Source organism: Kitasatospora sp. NPDC056273, from assembly GCF_042268845.1.
GTDB lineage: Bacteria > Actinomycetota > Actinomycetes > Streptomycetales > Streptomycetaceae > Kitasatospora.
In genome coordinates, this window is sequence record NZ_JBHJSJ010000002.1 from 99,966 (window position 1) to 122,566 (window position 22,601).

The following is a 22,601-nucleotide window of genomic DNA, read 5'->3' on the forward strand; positions in this document are numbered from 1 at the left end:
GAGGCCCCGGGGCAGACCGTGTGACCGGGATTTGGTTCGAATGGCGGCCGCCCCGTACCGGCCGTTCCGGCTACCGGCCCTCCGCGCGGCGGGCGTGGCGGAGGACCTCAAAGACCGCCGCGCCCGCGACGGCTCCGAGCGCGAGCAGCACGGCCACGGTCGCCGCGTCGGGAGCGGTGACCGGCTGGGCGCGCAGCGCCTGCCAGAGGAGGACGAGCACCAGGCCCAGGTAGGCCGCCCCGGCGATCCCCATCAGCGCGACCCGGTGGTGCTCGGACAGCCCGCGCGGCCGGGTGGCGAGGAGGAAGCCGAGCAGCGGCAGCACCTGGAGCGCGTGGAGGCCGAGGAAGTGGGGGATCCGCAGGTCGCCGCCGAGGGTGCTCCAGTCGGTGACGGGCATTCCCGGGCCGCCGTCAGCGAGCCCGACGGTGTGCGCGCCGACGACGGGCAGGCCGTGGCCCCGCCTGGCGGCCGCGCGCTGCGGGGAGGTCGGCAGCGTCATCAGGAACGCGACGGCCATGCCGAGGGCGCTCACGGCCATGCCCAGCCGCAGCCCCCACGCGAACACCGGCGGCCGCACCCGCTGGCGCAGCAGCAGCACGACGACCACCAGGGCCATCGCCCAGGTGGCGACGATGAAGGCGGCCATCGTCATCCACACCGCCGTTGCCGTCGGGGTGGCGAAGTTGAAGTGGCTGGTCGTGCCGGCCGCCGCCGCGGCGGCGATCAGGGCCATCTCGACGACCAGCGACACGGCCGTCACCCGGGAGACCACCCGGACGAGGCGGTCGTGGCCGCGGACGAAGGTGAGCAGCCAGAGCAGGGTGAGGGTGTAGAGGGCGATCGAGAGCGCGAAGCGGGCCGGTTTCGCCCAGGCGGGCTGCCCGGTGATCGACCGGGGATCGGTGAGCAGGCCGACCAGGGCGACGGCCAGCATCAGGGCCATCAGGGCGGCCGTCCCGGCCAGCGGCCGGTTCGCCGCCCATGCCCGCCGCGCCAGTTCCGAGGGCCTGGGGGCCCGGGTCATGGGGTTCCTCTCCGGGTGGGGCCACGGGAACGGCCGGTCGACCTCGTGGTCGACCGGCCGTTTCGTCATTCCGGGATCCGGTTCAGCGGGGGCCCTGTCCCGGGGCCCCGTACGTCCGGTGGTGCGGGGTCCGTCAGCCGTTCACCAGGGTGGCGCCCGAGCCGGTGAACCCACCGGTGACGCCCTCGTCGTCGGACCAGATCCCGAAGTCGGCGTGCGAGACGCCCTCGGGGCTGACCGAGGACTCGGCGCCCGCGACACCGGCACCGTCCGGGCCGGCGGTGAAGAAGCCCTGGCCCCAGGCCGCGTCGACGCCCCCATGGGCCGAGGCCAGGCCGGCGGCGCCGATCACGAGCGGGACGGTGAGGGCGCTGATGGCCAGGACACGCTTGAGAGCACGCATGGTGGTTTCCTCCGTGGGATTCGAGGTCATGAGCGGCGGCGCCGATCGGCCCGCCGGAACCAGCCAGACACGCACCGCCAGCCCCCGCAAGCGAGGCCGCCATCCGAACAGGCCTAACGGTTCGTCAGACGCGCCGCGCCGACCTGCGGAAATGGCCGATCGGGCGATCATCCGCCGACGTCGTTCGGGCGGAGCAGCCCTGCGGGCCTGTGGTAGGTGGTTCCTCTCCGGGTGGGGCCATGGGAACGGCCGGTCGACCTCGTGGTCGACCGGCCGTTTCGTCATTCCGGGATCCGGTTCGGCGGGGGCCCTGTCCCGGGGCCCCGTACGGCCGGCGGCGGTGCGGGGATCGTCAGCCCTGCTGCCAGGTGGCGCCCGAGCCGGTGAACGCGCCGGAGACGCCGGTGTCGTCGGACCAGATCCAGAAGTCGGTGTGCTGGAGGCCGTCGGAGTTGACGGTGGAGTTCGTATCCGCGACGCCGGCGCCGTTCTGGTTGACGACGAACTGACCTTTGCCGAAGTTCGCGTCCAGGCCCTCCTGGGCCGAGGCGATGCCGGCGGCGCCGATCACGAGCGGGACGGTGAGGGCGCTGGCGGCCAGAACACGCTTGAGAGCACGCATGGTGGTTTCCTCCGTGGGATTCGAGGTCATGAGCGGCGGCGCCGATCGGCCCGCCGGAACCAGCGGGACACGCGCCGCCGCCCCGCGCAAGCGGGGTCGCCATCCGAACGGTGCCCACGGTGCGTCAGGCGCGCCGCGCCGACCTGCGGAAACGGCCGCTCGGGCGGTCGATCGCCGAGGTCGTTCGGGCGGAGCAGGCGGTGCGTCAGGAGACAGCGGCGGCGGCCGTCCGACCCGAGGGCCGACCGGCCGCCGGGCTCACGGGGCCGTGGATTGCGGTCGGCCTCGTTGGCGGACGAGCCCGACCCCGTCCTGGTCACCCGGGTCGGCACCGGCGCCCTCTACCTCGACCGCCTCGGCGCGGTGTCCTCCCGGCACGCCATGCTGCTGGAGGCGTCGGCCGCCCTCTGCGCCGAGGAGGACCGGGACGCCCTGCGCCGCTTCGCCCTCGCGCTGGACACCCCCGGAGCCGACCGGTGGCGCTTCGAGCACGCCTGGGTCCGGCTCGCCCACGGCGAACGGCTCCGCCGGGCCCGGGCAACGGTCCGGGCCCGGGCCCAACTCGCCGCCGCCCTGGAGGTGTTCGAGGAGCCGGACGCCCGGCCGTGGGCCGAGCGGGCGCGGAACGAACTGCGGGCGACGGGCGCGAGCAGGCCGGGGGCCGACGCCTCGAACACCCACGGCCTGAGCGTCCAGAAGCTGGAGATCGCCCGCCTCGCCGCCTCCGGACTCACCAACAAGCAGATCGCCGAACGGCTGTTCCTCTCGCACCGGACCGTCGGCGCGCACCGGTACCAGATCTACGAGCGGCTCGGCATCACCTCCCGCACCATGCTGCGCGACGCCCTCGGGCCCGCGCCGGAGCAGGGCTGAGAACGGCCGGTCCGAGAGGGGACCGGCCGTTCCGCGTCAGGGCTTCCAGACCACGGGGTGGGACGCGACCGGCTGGCCGGCCGCGTTCAGCTCGACGGCGTGACCGGCGACCAGTCCGGCGTCGTTGATGTACCTGGCCTGGGCGTACGGGCTGAGCGGGGACGGCGGGAGCGTGACGGTCGTTCCGTCGGGCTGCCACAGCAGGGCGGTGGCGCGGGTCCAGTCCGGGCCCTGGGCGCTGCCGACGGCGGTACCCGCGCTGTTGACCGCCATGGCCTCGCTCTGCCGGCCCGCCGGGCCGCCGAGCAGGGTCTGGCTGCCGTCCGGGTTCCAGCGGGCGGCGAACGTGGAGTGCGCCGCGTCGAACGTGGCCCCGACGACGGTGCCCGCGCTGTTGACGGCCCGTGTCCGGCCGTAGCCGGCGTCGCGGACGGTGCCGTCGGCCGTCCAGACCAGCACCCGGTCGAACTCCGTGCCGCCGGCCCGCCGCCCGTGCCCGAGCACCACGCCGTCGTCGGTCATCCGGTCCACCCGGGCGCCGTCGACGCCCGGCGGGAGCGGGAGCGCGGTCACCGTGTCCGTCGGGCTCCAGAGCACCGGGGTCTCCTGGTAGTCGCCGTCGGCGAGGCGCCGTACGGAACTGCCGGCGACGAAGCCCGCGTTGGTGACGGAGGCGGTCGAGCCCATGGTGTCGCCGGGCAGCAGCGGCAGGTCGACCCGGGTGCCGTCGGCCCGCCACTTCAAGGGCTTGGGCTGGTAGACCTCGTCGTACGAGCCGCCCACCACGACACCGGCGTCGTTGACCGCTCCCGCGCCGCCACCGCGGACCCCGGCCGGCAGTTCCAGGGCGGTCGGGGTGCCGTCCGGGGCCCAGCGGACCGGGTGGTTGTCGCTCATCGACACGAAGGAGGCCCCGACCACGGTGCCCGTGTCGTTGTACCCGCTCGGGCGGCTGGACAGGTCGCCGGGTAGCGGCGCCAGGACGGTGTAGCCGAGGTGGTCGGGGCTCCAGCGGATGGCGCTCACGGTGTACCGGCCGGGGGTGTTCGGGGAGTACTCGCCGACGACGGCGCCGTCGCGGCTCAGGCCCCACACCTCGCTGTAGGCGGTGTCCGGCGGGGTCGGCAGGAACTGCGGGGAGGCCAGGTAGTGGGCGGGAGCGGCAGCCGCCGCGGGTATCGGGCCGAGGAGCAGGGCGGCGGCCGTCGCGGCGGCGGCGAGGGCGGCCGTACGAGAAGTGCGTGAACCGGTCATGCGGAGAACTCCTGTTTCGTCGGGGCGACTTCGGGTCGTGGCCATCAGGGCTTCCAGACCATCGCGCGCGGCAGCGACTGCTCGCCGGGCACGGTGGCGTGTCCGACGATCACCCCGGACTCGTTGACGAGGGAGGCCGAGGCGTACGGGCTGAGCGAGGACGGCGGGAGCGTGACGGCCGTCCCGTCGCGCTTCCACAGCAGTGCCGTGCCGTGGTCCCAGTCCGAACCCGTCGCGGTGCCGACGGCGGTGCCCGCGCTGTTGATCGTGCGCGCCGTGCTCTGTTGGCCTGCCGGGCCGTCGAGCAGCGTCCGGGTGCCGTCCGGGTTCCAGTAGGCGGCGTGCAGGGAGCGGGCGGCGTCGAACGCCGCCCCGACGACGGTGTCGGTGTTGGTGATGGAGTTCGGCCGGCCCTCGCCGATGTCCCGGACGGTGCCGTCCGCCGCCCAGAGCACCACCCGGTCGAGCTCGGTGCTCCCCTCTCGCCGTCCGGGGCCGACGATCACACCGGCGTCGGTGATCCGGTAGACCCCGGCCACGTCGATCCCAGGCGGGAGCGGCAGCGCGGTCACGGTGCCCGACGGGCTCCAGACCACCGCGCGCTTCCGGGGCTCGCCGCTGAGACGTCGTTCGGACCAGCCGATGACGAAGCCCGCGTCGTTGACGGCCGTGGTCGCACCGGTGTCGTCGCCGTCCAGCAGCGGCAGGGCGACCCTGGTGCCGTCGGCCCGCCACTTCACGGGCAGGGGGCGGAACACCGCGTCGTACGAATCGCCTATCACGACACCGGTGTTGTTGATCCCGTTCGCGCCGCCGCCGCGGGCTCCGGCCGGAAGTTCCAGTGCGGTCGAGGTGCCGTCGAGGGCCCAGCGGACCGGGTGGTTGTCGGTCAGCGTCGCGAAGGAGACCCCGACCGCGGTGCCGGCCTCGTTCATGGCGCCCGGGCGGGTGCCGATCTCGCCGGGCAGCGGTTCCAGGGCGGTGAGGCCGAGGTTGCCGGTGTTCCAGCGGAGGGCGCGCGGGGCGAACCGGCCGGGGATGTCCAGGTAGCACTCGCCGAGGACGTCGCCCGCGTTGTTCAGGCTGTACGCGGTGCTGAGCGGGCCGGCGTTGGCGGGCAGCGGTAGGAGGTGGGGGGTCGGGAGCAGGTGTGGGGTCGGGAGCGGTGGGCCGGGGTCGGCCGTTGCGGCGGGTACCGGGCCGAGGAGCAGGGCGACGGCCGTCGCGGCGGCGGCGAGGGCGGCCGTGCGCGGGGTGGATGAACCAGCCATCCGGAAACTCCTGTCTCTTCAATGACCTTGTGGATCAAGCGAATTGACGTTTCGTCGGAGTCAGGCTGGTCGGGTGCCCGGTCCGGTGGCCAAGTCTCGGCCACCGTCCGTTCGTTGGCAGGCCGATCACCGAAACGGCCGGAATCCGCACCCCCGGATCCGCATCGGGCAGGTCGGGAGGGGTGCGGATCCGGGGCGGCGGCCGATTTCCCGTGGTTCGGCCGAGCGGGGCGGTGGGGGTGCCGGGGCGGGCGTCGTTCCGCCTCCGCCCGGCTGCGTCAGCCGGGTGCGATCGCCGGGCCGCCGCTGCCGGTGGTGCCCTCGGCGGCGTCCCGGCCGCCGCTCCAGCCGCTTCCGGAGCCGCCGCCACCGGAGCCGCCACCGGAGCTGTCACCAGAGCCGCCACCGGAGCCGCCGCCGGAACCCCGGACGTACACCGTGAAGGAGGTCAGGCCGGGGGGCAGTTCCCAGGCCCCACCGGCCCGGACGGACACCCGGTAGGCCTGCGGGCCGCCGTCCCGCTGGGCGGGTGCGGCCGGGGTGGTCGTCGTGGTGCCGGTCGTGACGGCCAGCGCCGTGGCAGTGGAGGCGGTCGCCAACAGGCCTTGCCGGAAGAGCTTTTGATTGATCGTCATCCTTGCGATGGTCTGATCTCCGGCGGCCCCGGCGGTGGCTTCGACCCCGAATCACGCGAACGAGTGGTCGCGTTCCGGCCGAGTTCGACGCGGGCCCTCGTCGGTGAAGGTCGGCGGCCCTCGGACGGGCGGCGCTCGGGCGGGCGGCGTGGGACCGCGCCCGGGGCCCCGCCGCGGGGAGCCGCGTCGCGCTCGGCGGAGTCGGCGGAGCCGGCGGGTGGCGGACGGCGCGGGGGCACAGCGCGGACCTGCGGAGATCCTCCCTCGATCGGGGGAGGGCGAGGGTGCGAAGGCCGGTGATACTGGCGGACATGATCAAGGGACTGAAGCCGCTGCTGCGCGGGTCGACGTATACAGGTGTGCTGTTCGCGGTGGTCGGGGCAGTGGCCGCGCTGCCGGTGGCGATGGTGGCGCTCGGGGTGCCGCTCGGCTTGTCGGGCCGGCCGGACTCGGTCTGGGTGGCGCTGCCCCTGTGGGCGGTGCTGCTCGGGCTGTGCGGGCTGCCCCGGGTGGTGCGCCGGGTGCTGGCGGCGGGGGCGCGCAGGACGCTGGGCGTCGCGGTGCCCGCCCCGGTGAAGGGGGCCGCCGCGGCGGAGTGGTGGCGGACGCCGGCGTTCGTGGTGGCGTACGTGGCACTGGGCTGGACCGTGCTGATCGGCGGCAGCACGCTGCTGGTGACGGCCGTGGCGCTGCCCGGGCGCTGGGCGGAGGGCACGGCGAGGGTGAGCCTCCTCGGCTGGGCCACGGACGTGACGGGCGTCTGGGCCTGGATCGTGGGAGTGCTCGCCCTGGTGCTCGCGGCGGCGCTGTTCGTGGCCGTGTCGGGCGCGCTGCGGTGGCTGGCGCCCCGGCTGCTCGGGCCCTCGCCGGCCGAGCGGCTCGCGATGGCCGCCGAGCGGGAGCGGCTGCTGGCCGAACGCAACCGGCTGGCCCACGAACTGCACGACTCCATCGGGCACACCCTGACCGCCGCCACCATCCAGGCCGCCGTCGCGGGCGAGGTGCTGGCCGACGACCCGGTCGCGGCGCGGGCCGCCATGCGCAGCATCGAGGAGTCGACCCGGGCCGCGCTGGAGGACCTCGACTACGTGCTCGGCGCGCTGCGCGAGGAGCAGTCCGGCACCGCGCCGACCCGCACCCTCACCGACCTGCCCGAACTGATCGACCGGCTCCGGCACGCGGGCGCCGTCGTGGCGCCGCGCACCACCGGGGACCTGGCGCAGGTGCAGGGCACGCTCTCCCGGGCCGCGTACCGGATCGTCCAGGAGGGGCTGACCAACGCGCTGCGGCACGGCTCGGGCGGGACGATCGAGCTGCGGGTGGCGGCGGGGGCGGACAAGCTGGAGCTGAGCGTGGTCAACGGGGTGGCGGACGGGGCCGGGGCGGGTGGCTTCCCGACCTCCGGGCACGGCCTGCCCGGGCTGGCCGAGCGGGTGCGGCTGCTGCACGGCGAGTTCGAGGCCGGCCCGTACGGCGAGGGGCAGTGGCGGCTGGCGGTCCGGCTGCCGATGCGGTGGTCGGCGTGAGCGGGGGCGGTGGTCGCGGCTCCGGGGGGAGCGGGGCCGACGGGAGCGTGAGCGGGGCCGGTGAGGACAGGGCGGCCGACCCCGCCGCGGGGGCGGCGCCCGACGTCACCCTCCTGATCGCCGACGACGACCCCGTCACCCGCAGCGGCCTGAGCACCCTGCTGGGCGCCCAGCAGGGCATCACGGTGGTCGGGCGGGCCGCCGACGGCGTCGAAGTGGTCCAGCAGGTGCGGATGTTGCGGCCGGACGTGGTGCTGATGGACGTGCGGATGCCGCGCCGCAACGGGATCGAGGCGACCCGCGAACTGCTGAAGGACGCCGACCCGCCCAAGGTCGTGGTGATCACCACCTTCGAGAACGACGGCTACGTCACCGCCGCGCTGAGCGCCGGCGCCAGCGGCTTCGTGCTGAAGCGGCGGCCCGTCCCGCAGATCGCCGAGGCGGTACGGGTGGTGGCCGCCGGGGAGGCGGTGCTGTTCCCCGCCGCGCTGCGCCGGATGGTCGCGGCCCGGCCGCTGGAGTCGGCCGAGGCGCTGCCCAGGGCGGCGCTGACCGGCCGGGAGGAGGGGGTGCTGCGGCTGATGGCGACCGGGCTCTCCAACCCGGAGATCGCGCAGGCCCTCGCGGTGAGCCAGGAGACGGTGAAGACGCACGTCGGGAACGTGCTGGGCAAGCTCGGCGCGCAGAACCGGACCCACGCGGTGGTGATCGCGTACGAGAGCGGGCTGGTGGTGCCGGGGCTGCCCGGCGCCTGAGCGGCGGTGCGGCCACGGTGATGTGGCCACGGCGGGAGCAGCCCCGGCGGTCGGTGCGGCCTGCGGTGTGCGGTGTGTGGGCGTGCGGCCTGTGGCTTACGGCCTGCGGCTTACGGCCTCGGGTCGATCGGGGCGAGGGTGCCGAGGCGGTCCTCGACGGCCTGGGCGGCGGCCAGGCAGAGGTCCTCCCGGAAGGCCCGGCCGACGAGCTGCACACCGGTGGGGAGGCCGTCCGCGGCGAGACCGGTCGGGACGGCGACGGACGGGACGCCGACGAAGCTGGTCACCGAGCAGAGCCGCATGGCCGAGGCGACCCGGTCCCGGCCCGCCTGGTCCCGCGACTCCAGGCCCGGTTCGACCGGCGGCTCGGTGAACACCGGGCCCAGCAGCAGCGGGTACGCGTGCAGGAACTCCGCCCAGGAGCGGCGGATGTTCATCCAGGTGCCCAGCAGCCGGATCAGGCCGGGGCCGTCCACGGGCGGGGAGCTGCGCATCGTCAGCTCGATGAAGCGGTCGCCGCCCTCGCCCAGCAGCTGCCGGACGGCGGGCCAGTTCGGCGCGAACTCGGTGCCGGTCAGGCGGTGGTAGGTGTCGAGCGCCTCGTCCAGCCGCGGGACGTCGGGGACCTCCTGGACGTCGTACCCGGCGTCGCGCAGCGCGTCGGCGGCGGTCTCGACGGCGCGGCGGACGGTGGGGTGGACGCCGTGGCCGCCCGGGTCGGCGACGACGGCGACCCGGACGGGGGCGGCGAGCGGCTCGCCGTACAGCGGGACGGGCACGGCGCGCGGGTCGAGCGGGTCGGTGCCCGCCAGCGTCTCGTAGGCGAGCCGCAGGTCGGCGACCGTACGGGCCAACGGGCCGTCGGTGACCAGGACCTGGGAGGCCGGGCCGGGGTCGTCCGGGCCGATCAGGCGCTGGTCGGCGGGGAAGCGGCCGGTGGTCGGATCGAGGGCGGCGACCCCGCAGAAGGAGGCGGGGATGCGGACCGAGCCGCCGGAGTCGTTGCCGAGCCCGAGCGGGGCCATCCCGGCGGCGACGGCCACGCCGTCCCCGCCGCTGGTGCCGCCCGGGGTGCGGCGCCGGTCCCAGGGGTTGTAGGTGTCGCCGTACAGCTCGCTGCGGGTGTGCATCCCGGCGAGGATCAGGGTCGGCAGGTTGCTGTGGCCGATCGGGATCGCCCCGGCCGCGCGCAGCCGGGCCACCGGGACGGCGTCGTCGGTGGCGACGTGGTCGCGGAAGCGCGGGGTGCCGAAGGTGGTGGCCACGCCGGCGATCGGGGTGCACTCCTTCACGGTGAACGGCACGCCCGCGAGCGGCCCGAGGGGCTCGCCGGCGGCCCGGCGTCGGTCGGTGTCCCGCGCGGCCGCGCGGGCCCGGTCGGCGAGGAGCTGGGTGACGGCGTTCAGGCGGGGGTTGACCTCGTCGATCCGGGCCAGGTGGCTGTCCACCACCTCCAGGGCCGACACCTCGCCGCCGCGCACGGCGGCGGCGAGTTCGGTGGCGGGCTTGCTCCACAGGGACATGGGGGCGCTCCTCGGCGGGTCGTCGGGCTCGTTCCGATGCGGTCGCATCGGAACGGAACTGAACCCTAGCCCGGAACCGATACGCTTGCATCGGAATATCGAATATCGGAGAACACGGCGGCGAGGAGGACGGGCATGCCGAAACAGGTGGACCACGAGGGCCGGCGCCGGCGGATCGCCGAGGCCGTCTGCCTGCTGGTGGACGAGCACGGGCTGGAGGGCGTCACCCTGCGGGACGTCGCCACCCGGGCGGAGGTCTCGATGGGGGCCGTCCAGCGCTGCTTCCGCACCAAGGAGGAGATGCTGCTGGCCGCGCTCGCGCACGTCGGGGAGCGGGTCACCGCGCGGGTGCGGAACCGGCTCACGGCCGGCCCTGCGCAGTCGGCGGCCACCGAACTCGGGCTGGTGGCGGGCGAGGTGGCGCTGCTGCGCGAGGAGCACCGGGCCGAGGCCAGGATCTGGCTCGCCTTCGTCGCCGGCGCCGCCGTCAACCCGGCGCTGGCGGCCACCCTGCGGAGCAGCTACGCGGCGCTGGAGGAGCTGGTGGTGCGGCTGGTCGCGGAGGCGGCAGGCGGGGGATCGGCGCTGGGCGGGGCGACGGCGGGCGGGCCGGCGGCCGGGGGATCGGCGCTGGGCGGGGCGGACACCGCCGGGGCGGTGGACGCGCGGACCGAGGCCCGTACGCTGCTCGCCCTCGCCGACGGGCTCACCGCGCACGTACTGGTCGGGCACCGGACGGTGGCGGAGGCGGAGGAGGTCCTGCACACGCACCTGGCCGGGCTCTGGGCGCGCTGCTGAAACGGCCCCTCGGCACGCGGCTGAAGCCTTCGCCCACTGTTGTCGCCCCCGTCACCGTCCAGTCCGTGGATGGTCGGCCACGGCGGTGGCCGGGTCGGGCAGGATCGGGCCCGACGTCACCGGAGACACCTGTCGGACACTCGTGTTGGGAGAGCCTGCCGTGACTGCTGTGGAGATCCCCGGGTCCAAGTCCATCACCGCCCGGGCGCTGTTCCTGGCCGCCGCCGCCGAGGGCGTGACCACCCTGCGCCGGCCGCTGTCCTCGGACGACACCGAGGGCTTCGCGCAGGGGCTGGACACCCTCGGGTACCGGATCGAGCGGACGGCCGCGGCATGGCGGGTGGAGGGCCGCCCAGCCGGTCCCGCCGTCCCGGAGGCCGAGGTGTACTGCCGCGACGGCGCCACCACCGCGCGCTTCCTGCCCACCCTCGCCGCCGCCGGCCACGGCACGTACCGCTTCGACGCCTCCGCCCAGATGCGCCGCCGCCCGGTCGCCCCGCTCACCCGGGCGCTGCGCGACCTGGGCGTGGACCTGCGGCACGAGGAGGCCGAGGGGCACCACCCGCTGACGGTCCTCGCCGACGGCGTCCGCGGCGGTGAACTCACCCTGGACGCAGGGCAGTCCTCGCAGTACCTGACCGCGCTGCTGCTGCTCGGCCCGCTCACCCGGGACGGCCTGCGGATCACCGTCACCCGGCTGGTCTCCGCGCCGTACATCGGCATCACCCTGGCGATGATGCGCGACTTCGGGGTCGAGGTGAAGCGCGAGCGGACGCCCGCCGGCGAGCTGTTCGAGGTGCCCCCCGGCGGCTACCGGGCCGCCGACTACCCGATCGAGCCGGACGCCTCCACGGCCAGCTACTTCTTCGCCGCCGCGGCCCTGGCCGGCCGGGAGGTCACCGTCCCCGGCCTCGGCCGGGACGCGCTCCAGGGCGACCTGCGCTTCGTCGACGTGCTGCGGCGGATGGGCGCCCGGGTGGACGTCGGCGCCGACCGCACCACGGTGGCCGGCGAGGGCCCGCTCGGCGGGATCACCGTCAACATGCGGGACATCTCCGACACCATGCCCACCCTCGCGGCCATCGCCCCGTTCGCCACCGGGCCGGTGCGGATCGAGGACGTCCACAACACCCGGGTCAAGGAGTGCGACCGCCTGGAGGCCTGCGCCGACAACCTGCGCGCGATGGGCGTCACCGTGGCCACCGGGGACGACTGGATCGAGATCCGGCCCGGCACGCCCCGCCCGGCCGAGGTCACCACCCACTCCGACCACCGGATCGTCATGTCCTTCGCTGTCACCTCGCTGCGCACCCCCGGCATCACCTTCGACGACCCGGGCTGCGTGCGGAAGACCTTCCCGGGGTTCCACGAGGCCTTCGCGGCGCTGCGCGCGGAGTGGGGGGTCTGACCCGCGCCGCTCCGACCTGGGTCGTCGTCCGGGCCGGGAAATCCCGGTTGCCAGGCGGCGGCCCCGGCGGCGAGGATTCCGTTCGTGTCCGAGACGGTGTTCGAGACGGTGTCCGACGGGCCCGGGCTGCGGCCCTACCCCAAGATCCCCGCCCGGGGCCGCTCCGGCGGGCCCGGCAGCCGCGAGTGGACCGCGGCCGAGAAGGTGCACGGGGCACACTTCGCCGTGGTCTGCGAAGGCGGCTCCGTACGGGCCGCGAAACGGCGTGAACTGCTGGACGACGAGGGGCTGGACGGCTTCTTCGGGGTGAGCCGGATCTGGCCCGAACTGTCCGTCGCGGCCGCCCGGTTCGCCGCCGCGGTGCGCGAACCGTGGGGCGCCGCCGCCGTGGTGACGGTCTACGGCGAACTGGCCGGCGGCCGCTACCCGCACCCCGGGGTGCCCGCCGTCCCCGGCGTCGACCCGGTCCAGACCGGCGTCTGGTACGCCCCCGGCCTGCGCTGGCTGCCCTTCGACGCCACCGTCGAGACACCCGAGGGCCGCTGGTGGATCGCCGACCGGACCCTGCGCACGGCCGCGCGGGCCGCCGGACTCACCTGCGTCCCCCTGCTCGGCCACGGCCCGCTGAACACCCTGCACGACCTGCCGGTCCGCTACCCCAGCCAGGTGCCCGCCCTGCTCGGCCTGCCCGAGCTGCCGGACAACCTCGCCGAGGGGTACGTCCTCAAACCGGCCGGCGAATGGCACGAGTCCGCCACCGCCCGTCCGCTCGTGAAGGTGAAGCAGCGGGCCTTCGCCGAGGACGACCGCTACGACGGTGCCCGCCCCTACCTCCCCCCGCCGGAGGGCGCGGCCGGCGTCCCCGCCTGGCTCCTCGTCCAGGCCTCGGCCCTGCTCACCCCCACCCGCGCCGCCGCCGCCGTCAGCAAGCTCGGCCCCCGCACACCCGCACAGGCCGTGGCCGCGGAGATCGCGGCGGACGTGGCCGAGGAACTCGCCGACGCCGTGGGAGGGTTGGACCCGACCGTCCTGGCCGCCCTGCGCCAGGCCCTCGAACCGGGGGCCCGGGCCCTCACGTCCTTCGACGCGGAGGACCGGCGCAACTCCTGACTACGAGGGAGCGGAATGGCTCAGACGAGGAAGCGGCTGTCGCGCGCGGAGGCACTTCGGCGGCGGGCCGGGGCGCAGTTCGTGGGCCGCCGCGCCCAGTTGGCGCTCTTTTCGGAGAACCTGCGCAGGAGTCCTGATCCGGAGGCCACCGACGACCCGGCGGACTTCCTCTTTCACGTGCGGGGCGTCGGCGGCGTCGGCAAGTCGACGCTGATCGCCGAGTGGCGCGAAGCGGCCCGGCGGGCTGGCGCGCTGACGGCGGTTGTGGACGAGAATGACGTCCACGGCTTGGAGACGGCGTTGAGCGCGCTCGCCAGACAACTGGCCGAGCAAGCCGGGCCCTTGAAGGAGCTCGACAAGGCGCTCGACGAGTACCGGCGGGCCCGTCGGGCCGCCGCCGACCGCGTCCCCGAGCCGCCTACCGGCGGTGGAACGGCGTCCCTGCCGTCCCGGATGGTCACCCAGGCGGCGTTCGGGGCCGCCTCCATGCTGCCGGGTGGGGGTGTGGTCGCGGCGATCGCCAACCCGGACAACGTCGCCCTCGGTGCCGACCGTCTCATCGCAGGCATGCGCCAACGGCGGCGCGGCAATGACGGTGAGGAGGTGGCGCTCTGCCGGGCGTTCGTTGCGGAGCTGGCGAAGCTGTGCGGCCGGGACAGCCCGTCGGTGGTGCTGTTCCTGGACACCTGGGAACTCACCGGCCGCCACCTCGACGTCTGGCTGCGCGACCTCCTCGACGGCTCCTACGGCGACGTCCCGCTCGACGTCGTCATCGTCATGGCCGGGCGGGAGGAGCTGTGCGAACGCGACTGGGGCACCCTGCGCTCGGCCGTGGTCGACGTCCCGCTCGACGTCTTCACCGAGCAGGAGACCCGCGAACTCCTCGCAGCCCGGGGTGTCACCGACCCCGAGGTGGTCGAGGCCGTGACGGGCCTGTCGATGCGGCTGCCCCTGCTGGTCGCCCTGCTCGCGCAGACCGACCTCCAGGCCGTCGGCGACATCGCCGACGCGGGCGCCGACCTCACCGACCATGCGGTGGAGCGCTTCCTCCAGTGGATCCCGGAACCGGAGCGCCGCGAGACCGTCCTGGCGGCGGCACTGCCCCTGCAGCTGAACCACGACCTGTTCGCCTGCGCGGTGCCGAACGCGGCCGCGGACGCCTGGGAGTGGTTGCTGAGCCAGCCGTTCATCGCGGGCCACGGTTCGTACCGGCAGTACCACCCGGTGGTCCGGGCGAGTTTGCTGCGCCGTCAGCGGCTGCACTCGCCCCAGGCCTGGGCAACGGCACATGTGCGGCTGGCCGGGCACTACGCCGCCGAACGGGAGGCGCTGGAATGCCGGCTGCCGGAGCAGCGGCGACCGGCGGATGCCCGTTGGCGCCGGTTGGCGCTGAACGAGACGTACCACTCACTGTGTACGGATCCGACGGCGAACCTGCCGCGGGCTCTGGATCACGTGGCTTGGCTGGTAGCAGCGGACCTGGCTCCGTGGGTGGACATGCTGGGCTACGCGGCGCAGGACACCGAAGACGCCGAACTTGCCGGGTGGGCCGGGAGGTTGCGTGCCGCCGCCAGCACGGAGCAACCGGAGACCGAGGTTCTCGCCGTCCTCTGCGCCCCGGGTCTGCCGTCGCATGTACGGGCCCGGGCGCTTGCTGTCAGGGGCGACTACCGCATGGCGAGCCGCCCTGAGGAAGCCCGCGCCGACCTCGATCGCGCCGTGCTCCTGGCGCCGGATCTTCCGATGGCACGTGCGTGCCGAGGTCGCGCACACGTTTTGAGCAACCGCATCGAGGAAGCACTGGTGGATCTCGGTGCCGCTGTCGACCTCGACCCCGCTTTCGGGTGGGCGTTGGCCTACCGAGGTGTGGCCAACCAGTCGGCGGGGCGATTGGACGCGGCGGTCGACGACTTCTCCGCAGCCCTCCGGCTGGACCCGAGTCTCACCTGGGTGTTCCGGTTCCGGGGACAGGCCCATCGGCTGGCGGGCTGGTCGGACGAGGCGATGGCGGACTTCACCTCCGCGTACGAAGCGTCCCCGACAGACGGGTGGGTGCTCGCCCGCCGGGGTGAGGCCCACTGTCTGGCAGGCCGGCTGGATGAGGCGATGGCGGACTTCGACGCAGCTCTTGAACTGGAGCCCGATGATGCGGGAGCGCTCGGCTTCCGGGGTGAGATCCACCAGTCAGCGGGCCGGTTGGATGAAGCGCTGGCGGACTTCGATGCAGCCCTTGCGCTGGACCCTGAGATGGTCTGGGTCCATGGCTTCCGGGGTGAGATCCACCGGTCGGCGGGCCGACTGAACGAAGCGATGGCCGATTTCGACGCCGCCCTTGCACGGGATGCCGGTCTGAGCTGGGTGTTCGGGCTCCGGGCGGGGGTTCATGAGTCGGTGGGCCGGTTGGACGAAGCGATGGCGGACCTGACAGCGGCTCTCGCGGTGGATCCCCGGGCGGGGTGGGCGCTTGCGCGTCGCGGCGACGTCCATCGATCGGCCGGCCGGTTTGAGCAGGCGGTTTCGGACTACACCGCGGCCCTTGAGCTGGGGGCCGAAGTCGCGTGGGCGTCGGTTCAACGTGGTGAGCTCCACAAGCAGGCGAACCGGACCGACGAGGCGTTGGCGGATTTCGCAGCGGCCCTGGAGGTGGAACCCGCGAACGCCTTGGCCTTGCTCAACCGCGGCATGATTCACCAGGAAGCGGGCCGGCTGGAGGAGGCGATAACTGACATCACCGCGCTCCTGGAGCGATGCCCAGAGTACCGGCGAGGAGCACTCGTGGTCCTCGGCGAGGCCCGCCGGCAGGCCGGTCAGCTGGATGAGGCCGTGGCGGACTTCACCGAGGCCCTGGACCTGGACCCTGCGAATGCATGGGCGTTCGGGTGCCTGGGGCAAGCGAACGGGTTGTTGGGCAGGTTCGACGCGGCGGCCGCGAATCTTTCCGCAGCCCTTGGCGACACACCTGAACTCCTCTGGATCTCCTGCGCGTTGGTTGCCGTACATCGGCGGAGCGGACGCCTCCAGGAGGCACGGTCGGTCCTTTGGCGAGCGGTACAGGTGGACCCGACAGACCTGGGCGTACTCGAGGAGTCGGCCGTCCAGCATCTGCGCGACAGCGGACGGGCGGCCTCCCTCGCCGTGTGGGACGAGTACCTGAACGCGGCGCGCGCATCCGAAGGCCGCATCGAGACGGCGACGGCGGAACTGCTCCATGGGCTGGTCGTCGGCGAGACGGCACCGGATGAGTTGGCCGACGCGTTCCTGGTCACGCGTGGCGTCCGAACGGTGCTGCTCGACGTCCGCGCGTACGTGGAGGAGCTGACCCGAGCGGAACCTCCCGTCGGGCCTCGCGCCGAGGCCGCGATGCGGGTGCTCCGGGCGGCTGCCGTACCTTGATCGTTCGTGGGGGTCAGGGGCGCGAGAAAAGATTCCTCGGGAAAGTCGTCGGCGATGTAGAGGCCGGGTTCCGCCGCTCCGACTGAGAGGTGACGGCGCGCCGACGGGGCGCGTGAGACGGAGGGGACACCCGGAATGAAGTACGTCGCGATGATCTACGGCAACCAGGCCAAGTGGGACTCCTTCCCGGCCGAGGCGTGGCCGGAGGCGATCGCCAAGCAGGAGGCGTTCAACGCGCGGTACCGGGAGAGCGGGGAGCTGGTCGGCGCGTACGGGCTGGCGGACGCGGCGGCGGCGCAGCTGGTGCGGCGGGCGGAGGGGGTGCCGGTGGTCACCGACGGGCCGTACCTGGAGACCAAGGAGTACGTGGCCAGCTTCTACCTGCTGGACTGCGAGAGCCTGGAGCGGGCCCAGCAGATCGCGGCGGACATGCCGTTCGCGGACGTGGAGCCGGTGGAGCTGTGGCCGATCCTGCACGAGTCCGTGGCGGGCGACCTCCCCGTGTGCGAGTGAGCGGAACGACCGGTGCCGTCGAGGGCCTGCTGCGCGAACTGGCGCCGCAGGTCCTCGGCGTGCTGGTGCGGCGGCACGGCGGGGCGTTCGACGCGTGCGAGGACGCGGTGCAGGAGGCGCTGCTGGCCGCCGCGACGCAGTGGCCGGAGGGCGGGGTGCCGGCCAACCCGAGGGGCTGGCTGGTGACGGTCGCGGACCGACGGCTGGTGGACCGGGTGCGCAGCGATTCGGCGCGCCGCCGCCGGGAGGAGGCGCTGGCGCTGGCCACGCCGCAGTCGGCGCTGCTCGCCCCCGCGGCCGACGCGCCCGACCCGGCGGCGGACGACTCCCTTGCGCTGCTGTTCCTCTGCTGCCACCCGGCGCTGTCCGTGCCGAGCCGGATCGCGCTGACCCTGCGCGCGGTCGGCGGCCTGACCACCGCGCAGATCGCGGCCGCGTTCCTGGTGCCCGAGGCGACGATGGCGCAGCGGATCAGCCGGGCGAAGCAGACGCTGAGGAGCGCGGGCGGGGGACTGTCCCTCGGCGGGGGAGAGTCCCTCCCGGAGGGCGGGGCGGGGCGGCTGGGCGAGGTCCGGCACGTGCTGTACCTGGTCTTCAACGAGGGCTACACGGCGAGCGGCGGCGAGGAGCTGACCGCGCCGCGGCTGTCCGAGGAGGCGATCCGGCTGACCCGGCTGCTGCGGCGGCTCACCCCCGGGGACGCCGAGACGGCGGGGCTGCTCGCGCTGATGCTGCTGACCGACGCCCGGCGGCCGGCCCGCACCGGGGCGCACGGCGCGGTGGTGCCGCTGGACGAGCAGGACCGCGGCCGGTGGGACCGGGAACTGCTGGACGAGGGGCTGGAGTTGATCGCCTCGGTGCTGCCGCGCGGGCAGGCCGGGCCGTACCAGGTGCAGGCCGCGATCGCCGCGGTGCACGGGGAGGCGGCGACGGCGCGGGAGACCGACTGGCCGCAGGTCCTGGCGCTGTACGACCTGCTGCTGCGCCTCGACCCGAACCCGGTGGTCGCGCTCAACCGGGCGGTCGCGGTCGCGATGGTGCACGGGCCGGAGGCGGGGCTGGCACTGGTGGCGGAGCTGGCCGGGGACCGGCGCCTGGCCCGGCACCACCGGCTGCTCGCCGTCCGGGCGCACCTGCTCGACCGGCTCGGCACCGACCCGGCGGCCGCCGCCCGCGCCTACCGGGAGGCGGCGGCCCGGACGGCGAGCGCCCCGGAGCGGCGCCATCTGGCCTCCCGGGCACGGCGGTTGGAGGTGGCTTCGAGTACGGGGTGAGTGGGTGGGGGCGGGGGCGGCGGCGGGGTCGAGGGCGGGTTCAGACGGCGTCCAGGGGGCTTCCGCGTCCGCCGGGAGGGGCCCATCATGGGCTCCCGGCCCCGGCAGAACCGCCCCGACACCGTTCCAGGGCCGCCGTCAGGAGGCAGAAGAGATGACGATCCCACCGCCCGTTCGGATCCAGGCCGCCGTCGTCCGCGCCGCGTACGCGCTGCCCGAGGGCCTGCGGCGGGCCGTCGCGGGCAAGCCGGTGGTCCTCGACGGGCAGACGCTCGCGCTGGACGCGCAGTTGATACTCAAGCTCCAACGGCTGTCCGGGGCGTCCCTGGTGATGTCGGGCGGGGTCGGGCCGTCGCGCGCCGCGATGGAGCACGCGCGGCACCTGGTGGGCGGGCCGCGCAACCGTACGGTGGCCGCGCGGAGCGTCGGCATCCCGCAGGAGCACGGCGAACTGGCCGCGACGCTGTACACCCCGGAGGGGCTGGCGGCCGGTTCCGGCCTGCTGGTCCTCCTGCACGGCGGGGGCTGGGTGGTCGGCAGCCGGGCCAGCCACGACCACATCGCCCGCTTCCTCGCCCAGCGGGCGCGGGTGCGGGTGCTGTCGGTGGAGTACCGGCTGGCGCCCGAGCACGCGTTCCCGGCGGCGGCCGAGGACGCGCTGGCCGCGTTCGACTACGCCTACGCCAAGGCCGCCGACCTGGGCGCGGACCCGGAGCGGATCGCGGTCGGCGGGGACAGCGCGGGCGGCAACCTGGCCGCCGTCGCCGCCCAGCAGGCGGTCCGGCGGGGCGGCCCCGCGCCGGTGTTCCAGCTGCTGCTGTACCCGGCGACCGACGCCTCGACCCGGCGCCCCTCGCGCGCACTGTTCGCCGACGGGTTCTTCCTGACCAGCGCCGACATGGACTGGTTCGCCGACCGGTACGCGCCCGCGCCCGCCGACCGCACCGACCCGCGGCTGTCGCCGCTGCTCGCCGAGGACCTGACCGGCCTGCCGCCCGCGTACATCGGCACCGCGGGCTTCGACCCGCTGCGCGACGAGGGCGAGGCGTACGCGCGGGCGCTGGAGGAGGCCGGGGTCGCGGTGCGGCTGAGCCGGCAGTCGGACCTCATCCACGGGTACGCCAGCTACATCGGCGTCGGCCACCGCTTCCGGGAGGCGACGGCCGAGGCGGCGGAGGCGCTGCGGCAGGCGATCGGCGGGTAGCGGCAACGCGCCGGAGGGCTTGCGACGAAGGGCGGGACCCCGGCAGCGGGCGGGTCCCGCCCTTCGCCGTGCCGTGAGACGGGAGGGGGCGTGCCCGGAGGCGGAAGGGGGGCGTGAGCCGTACGGTCACGCGCCGGATCGCTGTCGCGCAGGGGGTTCTCGGCGACCGGCTCTTATTGTACTGTCCGTCTAATAAGCGGGTGAGCGGGAACCCGCGGAACAGGCACCTGGAGGCAGCCATGGCTCTCACCTGGCAGACGGGGCACGGCCACACCACGGCCGACGACGACGTCTCGAAGCGGCTGCTGGAGTCGGCCGCCACCCTCTCCTACGACCCCTCGACCGAGATCGACTGGGACGCCCCCCTCCCGGACGACCACTACGGCCTCAACCCGGAGTGGAGCACCCTCTACGGCACCCGGCTGTGGGACGAGATGACCGAGCGCCAGCGGGTCACACTCACCCGGCACGAGGTCTGCTCGATCATGAACACCGGCATCTGGTTCGAGATGATCCTCCAGCAGATGGTGCTGCGCGACCAGTACCTCAAGAACCCCGCCACCGCCGAGTTCCAGTTCGCGCTCACCGAGATCGCCGACGAGTGCCGCCACTCGATCATGTTCGCCCGCGCCTGCGCCAAGATGGGCGTCCCCGCCTACCGCCCGAACAAGGTGATCGCCCAGGCCGGGCGCGCCTTCAAGGCGCTCGCCAAGGGCGAACTCGCCTACGGCGGCATCCTGGTGGCCGAAGAGGTGCTCGACGTCATGCAGCGCGACTGGATGCGCGGCGAGAAGGTGCTGGAGATCGTCCGCGGCACCTCCCGGATCCACGTGGTCGAGGAGTCCCGGCACATGAAGTTCGCCCGGCAGGAGATCCGCGAGCGGATGCGCCACGCGAGCCCGGCCCGCCGGCGCGCCTCGGCCACCGGCATCGCCGTGGGCGCGTACGTCATCGTCACCAGCATGGTGCACCCGGGTGTGTACAAGGCCGCCGGGCTCGACGTGCAGCGGGCGCTCGCCGAGGTGCGGGCCAGCGAGCACCGCAAGGCGATGATGCGCACCAGCTCCCGGCACCTGATGGCCTTCCTCGCCGAGACCGGACTGCTCACCGGCCGCTCGGCGGCCGTCTACCGCCGGGTGCACATGCTCTGACGAACCGTCACCAATGAGCCGCCCCATCCCCCACGCGCAGCGAGGACCCACCCCGGCCATGGCCTACGCGATCACCCAGACCTGCTGCAACGACGCCTCGTGCGTGTCCGTCTGCCCAGTCAACTGCATCCACCCGACCCCGGACGAACCGGAGTTCGGCACCACCGACACGCTCTACATCGACCCGCGGGCGTGCATCGACTGCGGCGCCTGCGCGGACGCCTGCCCGGTGGACGCCGTGTTCCCGGTCGACCGGCTGCGCGGACCCGACACCGTGTTCGGCGACCTCAACCGCGACTGGTTCCGCGACCACCCCAACGACCACGCCTGGGGCGCGCCCAGCTTCCCGCGCAGCCTGCCGGCCGAGGTCGGCGCGCTGCGGATCGCCGTCGTCGGCACCGGCCCGTCCGCCGGGTACACCGCGCAGGAACTGCTGCGCGGCACCAGCGCCGAGATCACCATGATCGACCGGCTGCCCGTCACCGGCGGCCTGCTGCGCCACGGCGTCGCGCCCGACCACCAGTCCACCAAGCGGATCGCGGAGAGCTTCGCGAGCGTCTTCCACGACCCCCGGCTGCGGATGCACCTCAACGTGGAGATCGGCACGGACCTCACCCACCAGGAGCTCGCCGCCCACCACCACGCGGTGGTGTACGCGGTCGGCGCGGCCGCCGACCGCCGGCTCGGCATACCCGGCGAGGACCTGCCGGGCAGCCTGCCCGCGACCGCCTTCGTCGGCTGGTACAACGCCGAACCCACCGTGCCCGCCGACGCGGTGGAGCTGTCGGCGGAGCGCGTGGTGGTGGTCGGCAACGGCAACGTCGCGGTGGACGTCGCCCGCATCCTGCTCACCGACCCCGACCGGCTCGCCGCCACCGACATCGCCGACCACGCCCTGGCCGCGCTGCGCCGCAGCCGGGTCCGGGAGGTCGTGCTGCTCGCCCGGCGCGGCCCCGGGCAGGCGGCGTGGAGCAGGGCGGAGTTCCTGGCGCTGCGGCGGCTGCCGGGCGTCGAGGTGGTGGTGGCGGACCACCCGGAGGTCCGGGCGGCGATCGAGGCGGCGGCGGAGGCGGAGGCGGGGGCGGAGGCGGAAGCGGGGTCGGGTACGGCGTCGGGGGCGGCGCTGCTCGCCGGGCTGCCGCTGGTGTCGCACGACGGTGACGCGGCGCCCGGGCCGGGGCGGCGGATCGTGCTGCGGTTCCTGTCGGCGCCGGTCGAGCTGTCCGGGGAGGGGCGGGTCGAGGCGCTGACCGTCGAACGGACCGCCCAGGCGGCGGACGGCCGGGTCGAGGGCACCGGCGTGCGGGACGTGCTGCGGGCCGGGCTGGTGGTGCGCTCCATCGGGCACCGGGGCGTCCCGCTGCCCGGGCTGCCCTTTGACGAGCGGACCGGGACGGTCGCGCACCGGGCGGGGCGGGTCGTCGACCCGGCGACCGGACGGCCGCTGCCGGGGACGTACGTGGTGGGCTGGGCCAAGCGCGGGCCGTCCGGCGGGATCGGCGCCAACCGGGCCTGCGCCCGGGAGACGGTGGGCTCGCTGCTGGACGACGCGACCGCCCGCGCGCTGCCGGTCCCGGAGGCGGGGCGCGGCGACTTCGAACGGCTGGTGCGCAAGCGGCGGCCGGACGCGGTCGGGCTGCGGGAGCTGCGGGCGGTGGACCGCGCGGAACGCGAGCGGGGCGAGGCCGAGGGGCGGCCCCGGGTGAAGCTCGCCACCGTCGCGGAGCTGCTGGCGGCGGGGCTGCGGCGGTAGGGCCCGTCTTCGAACTCGCGTCTGCGGGGCGGCGCACAGGACGTGCGGCGGGCAGACGGTGGGGGGGGAGGGCTCCCCCGCCGGGGCGGCCCCCCGCGGGGGGGGCGC

19 protein-coding genes are annotated in these 22,601 nt (G+C 74.8%); 12 read left to right on the forward strand and 7 right to left on the reverse strand.

The window, feature by feature from the left end; all coding sequences use genetic code 11:
* Window positions 1-70: 70 nt before the first annotated feature.
* The 3 genes from ACFCY1_RS02050 to ACFCY1_RS02060 form a co-directional block, all read right to left on the reverse strand.
* Complete coding sequence (locus ACFCY1_RS02050) at window positions 71-1,027, reverse strand: hypothetical protein (protein WP_375873199.1); 957 nt, start codon at window positions 1,025-1,027, stop codon at window positions 71-73.
* 133 nt (window positions 1,028-1,160) lie between these two features.
* A complete protein-coding gene (locus ACFCY1_RS02055; RefSeq protein ID WP_375873200.1) occupies window positions 1,161-1,430 on the reverse strand; it encodes a hypothetical protein in 270 nt (89 codons plus the stop codon).
* A gap of 352 nt (window positions 1,431-1,782) precedes the next feature.
* Window positions 1,783-2,052 (reverse strand): hypothetical protein, encoded by a 270-nt coding sequence (locus ACFCY1_RS02060; protein WP_375873201.1) that lies wholly within the window; start codon window positions 2,050-2,052, stop codon window positions 1,783-1,785.
* Between the two features lie 288 nt (window positions 2,053-2,340).
* Between ACFCY1_RS02060 and ACFCY1_RS02065 the strand changes: the two genes are divergently transcribed.
* Window positions 2,341-2,925, forward strand: a complete 585-nt coding sequence (locus ACFCY1_RS02065; protein WP_375873202.1) for a LuxR C-terminal-related transcriptional regulator — start codon at window positions 2,341-2,343, stop codon at window positions 2,923-2,925.
* Between the two features lie 36 nt (window positions 2,926-2,961).
* On the opposite strand, the gene ACFCY1_RS02070 is transcribed toward ACFCY1_RS02065, so the two are convergent.
* From ACFCY1_RS02070 to ACFCY1_RS02080, 3 genes are all read right to left on the reverse strand, one after another.
* Window positions 2,962-4,179, reverse strand: coding sequence for a hypothetical protein (locus ACFCY1_RS02070; RefSeq protein ID WP_375873203.1), 1,218 nt, complete (start codon window positions 4,177-4,179; stop codon window positions 2,962-2,964).
* A gap of 44 nt (window positions 4,180-4,223) precedes the next feature.
* Window positions 4,224-5,450, reverse strand: coding sequence for a hypothetical protein (locus tag ACFCY1_RS02075; RefSeq protein ID WP_375873204.1), 1,227 nt, complete (start codon window positions 5,448-5,450; stop codon window positions 4,224-4,226).
* 278 nt (window positions 5,451-5,728) lie between these two features.
* On the reverse strand, window positions 5,729-6,085 hold the full coding sequence (locus ACFCY1_RS02080) for a hypothetical protein (RefSeq protein ID WP_375873205.1): 357 nt from the start codon (window positions 6,083-6,085) through the stop codon (window positions 5,729-5,731).
* A gap of 311 nt (window positions 6,086-6,396) precedes the next feature.
* Here ACFCY1_RS02080 and ACFCY1_RS02085 point away from each other — a divergent pair, with 311 nt between their 5' ends.
* The gene (locus ACFCY1_RS02085) at window positions 6,397-7,611 is read left to right on the forward strand and encodes a histidine kinase (RefSeq protein WP_375873206.1); all 1,215 of its coding nucleotides are present in this window, start codon (window positions 6,397-6,399) and stop codon (window positions 7,609-7,611) included.
* 47 nt (window positions 7,612-7,658) lie between these two features.
* Window positions 7,659-8,366: a response regulator transcription factor gene (locus tag ACFCY1_RS02090; protein WP_049649405.1), complete on the forward strand. Its 708-nt coding sequence runs from the start codon at window positions 7,659-7,661 to the stop codon at window positions 8,364-8,366.
* Window positions 8,367-8,476: 110 nt separating this feature from the next.
* On the opposite strand, the gene ACFCY1_RS02095 is transcribed toward ACFCY1_RS02090, so the two are convergent.
* Window positions 8,477-9,889 carry an amidase gene (locus ACFCY1_RS02095; protein ID WP_375873207.1) on the reverse strand — a complete coding sequence of 471 codons (1,413 nt, stop codon included), beginning with the start codon at window positions 9,887-9,889 and terminating at the stop codon, window positions 8,477-8,479.
* 135 nt (window positions 9,890-10,024) lie between these two features.
* On the opposite strand from ACFCY1_RS02095, the gene ACFCY1_RS02100 reads away from it, so the two are divergent.
* The 9 genes from ACFCY1_RS02100 (at window position 10,025) to ACFCY1_RS02140 (ending at window position 22,493) form a co-directional block, all read left to right on the forward strand.
* Window positions 10,025-10,687, forward strand: a complete 663-nt coding sequence (locus ACFCY1_RS02100) for a TetR/AcrR family transcriptional regulator (RefSeq protein ID WP_375873208.1) — start codon at window positions 10,025-10,027, stop codon at window positions 10,685-10,687.
* A 160-nt stretch (window positions 10,688-10,847) separates the two neighbouring features.
* The gene (gene aroA, locus ACFCY1_RS02105; RefSeq protein WP_049656576.1) at window positions 10,848-12,095 is read left to right on the forward strand and encodes a 3-phosphoshikimate 1-carboxyvinyltransferase; all 1,248 of its coding nucleotides are present in this window, start codon (window positions 10,848-10,850) and stop codon (window positions 12,093-12,095) included.
* 84 nt (window positions 12,096-12,179) lie between these two features.
* Window positions 12,180-13,205 (forward strand): RNA ligase family protein, encoded by a 1,026-nt coding sequence (locus ACFCY1_RS02110; RefSeq protein WP_375873209.1) that lies wholly within the window; start codon window positions 12,180-12,182, stop codon window positions 13,203-13,205.
* 15 nt (window positions 13,206-13,220) lie between these two features.
* Window positions 13,221-16,598: a tetratricopeptide repeat protein gene (locus tag ACFCY1_RS02115; RefSeq protein WP_375873210.1), complete on the forward strand. Its 3,378-nt coding sequence runs from the start codon at window positions 13,221-13,223 to the stop codon at window positions 16,596-16,598.
* A 135-nt stretch (window positions 16,599-16,733) separates the two neighbouring features.
* Window positions 16,734-17,111, forward strand: a complete 378-nt coding sequence (locus tag ACFCY1_RS02120; protein WP_375873211.1) for a YciI family protein — start codon at window positions 16,734-16,736, stop codon at window positions 17,109-17,111.
* Window positions 17,108-18,385, forward strand: coding sequence for an RNA polymerase sigma factor (locus ACFCY1_RS02125; protein WP_375873212.1), 1,278 nt, complete (start codon window positions 17,108-17,110; stop codon window positions 18,383-18,385). The genes ACFCY1_RS02120 and ACFCY1_RS02125 overlap by 4 nt, the downstream gene beginning before the upstream one ends.
* 154 nt (window positions 18,386-18,539) lie before the next feature.
* On the forward strand, window positions 18,540-19,589 hold the full coding sequence (locus ACFCY1_RS02130) for an alpha/beta hydrolase (protein WP_375873213.1): 1,050 nt from the start codon (window positions 18,540-18,542) through the stop codon (window positions 19,587-19,589).
* Window positions 19,590-19,828: 239 nt separating this feature from the next.
* On the forward strand, window positions 19,829-20,740 hold the full coding sequence (locus tag ACFCY1_RS02135) for a diiron oxygenase (RefSeq protein ID WP_375873214.1): 912 nt from the start codon (window positions 19,829-19,831) through the stop codon (window positions 20,738-20,740).
* 58 nt (window positions 20,741-20,798) lie between these two features.
* Window positions 20,799-22,493, forward strand: a complete 1,695-nt coding sequence (locus ACFCY1_RS02140; protein WP_375873215.1) for a 4Fe-4S binding protein — start codon at window positions 20,799-20,801, stop codon at window positions 22,491-22,493.
* Window positions 22,494-22,601: the final 108 nt, after the last annotated feature.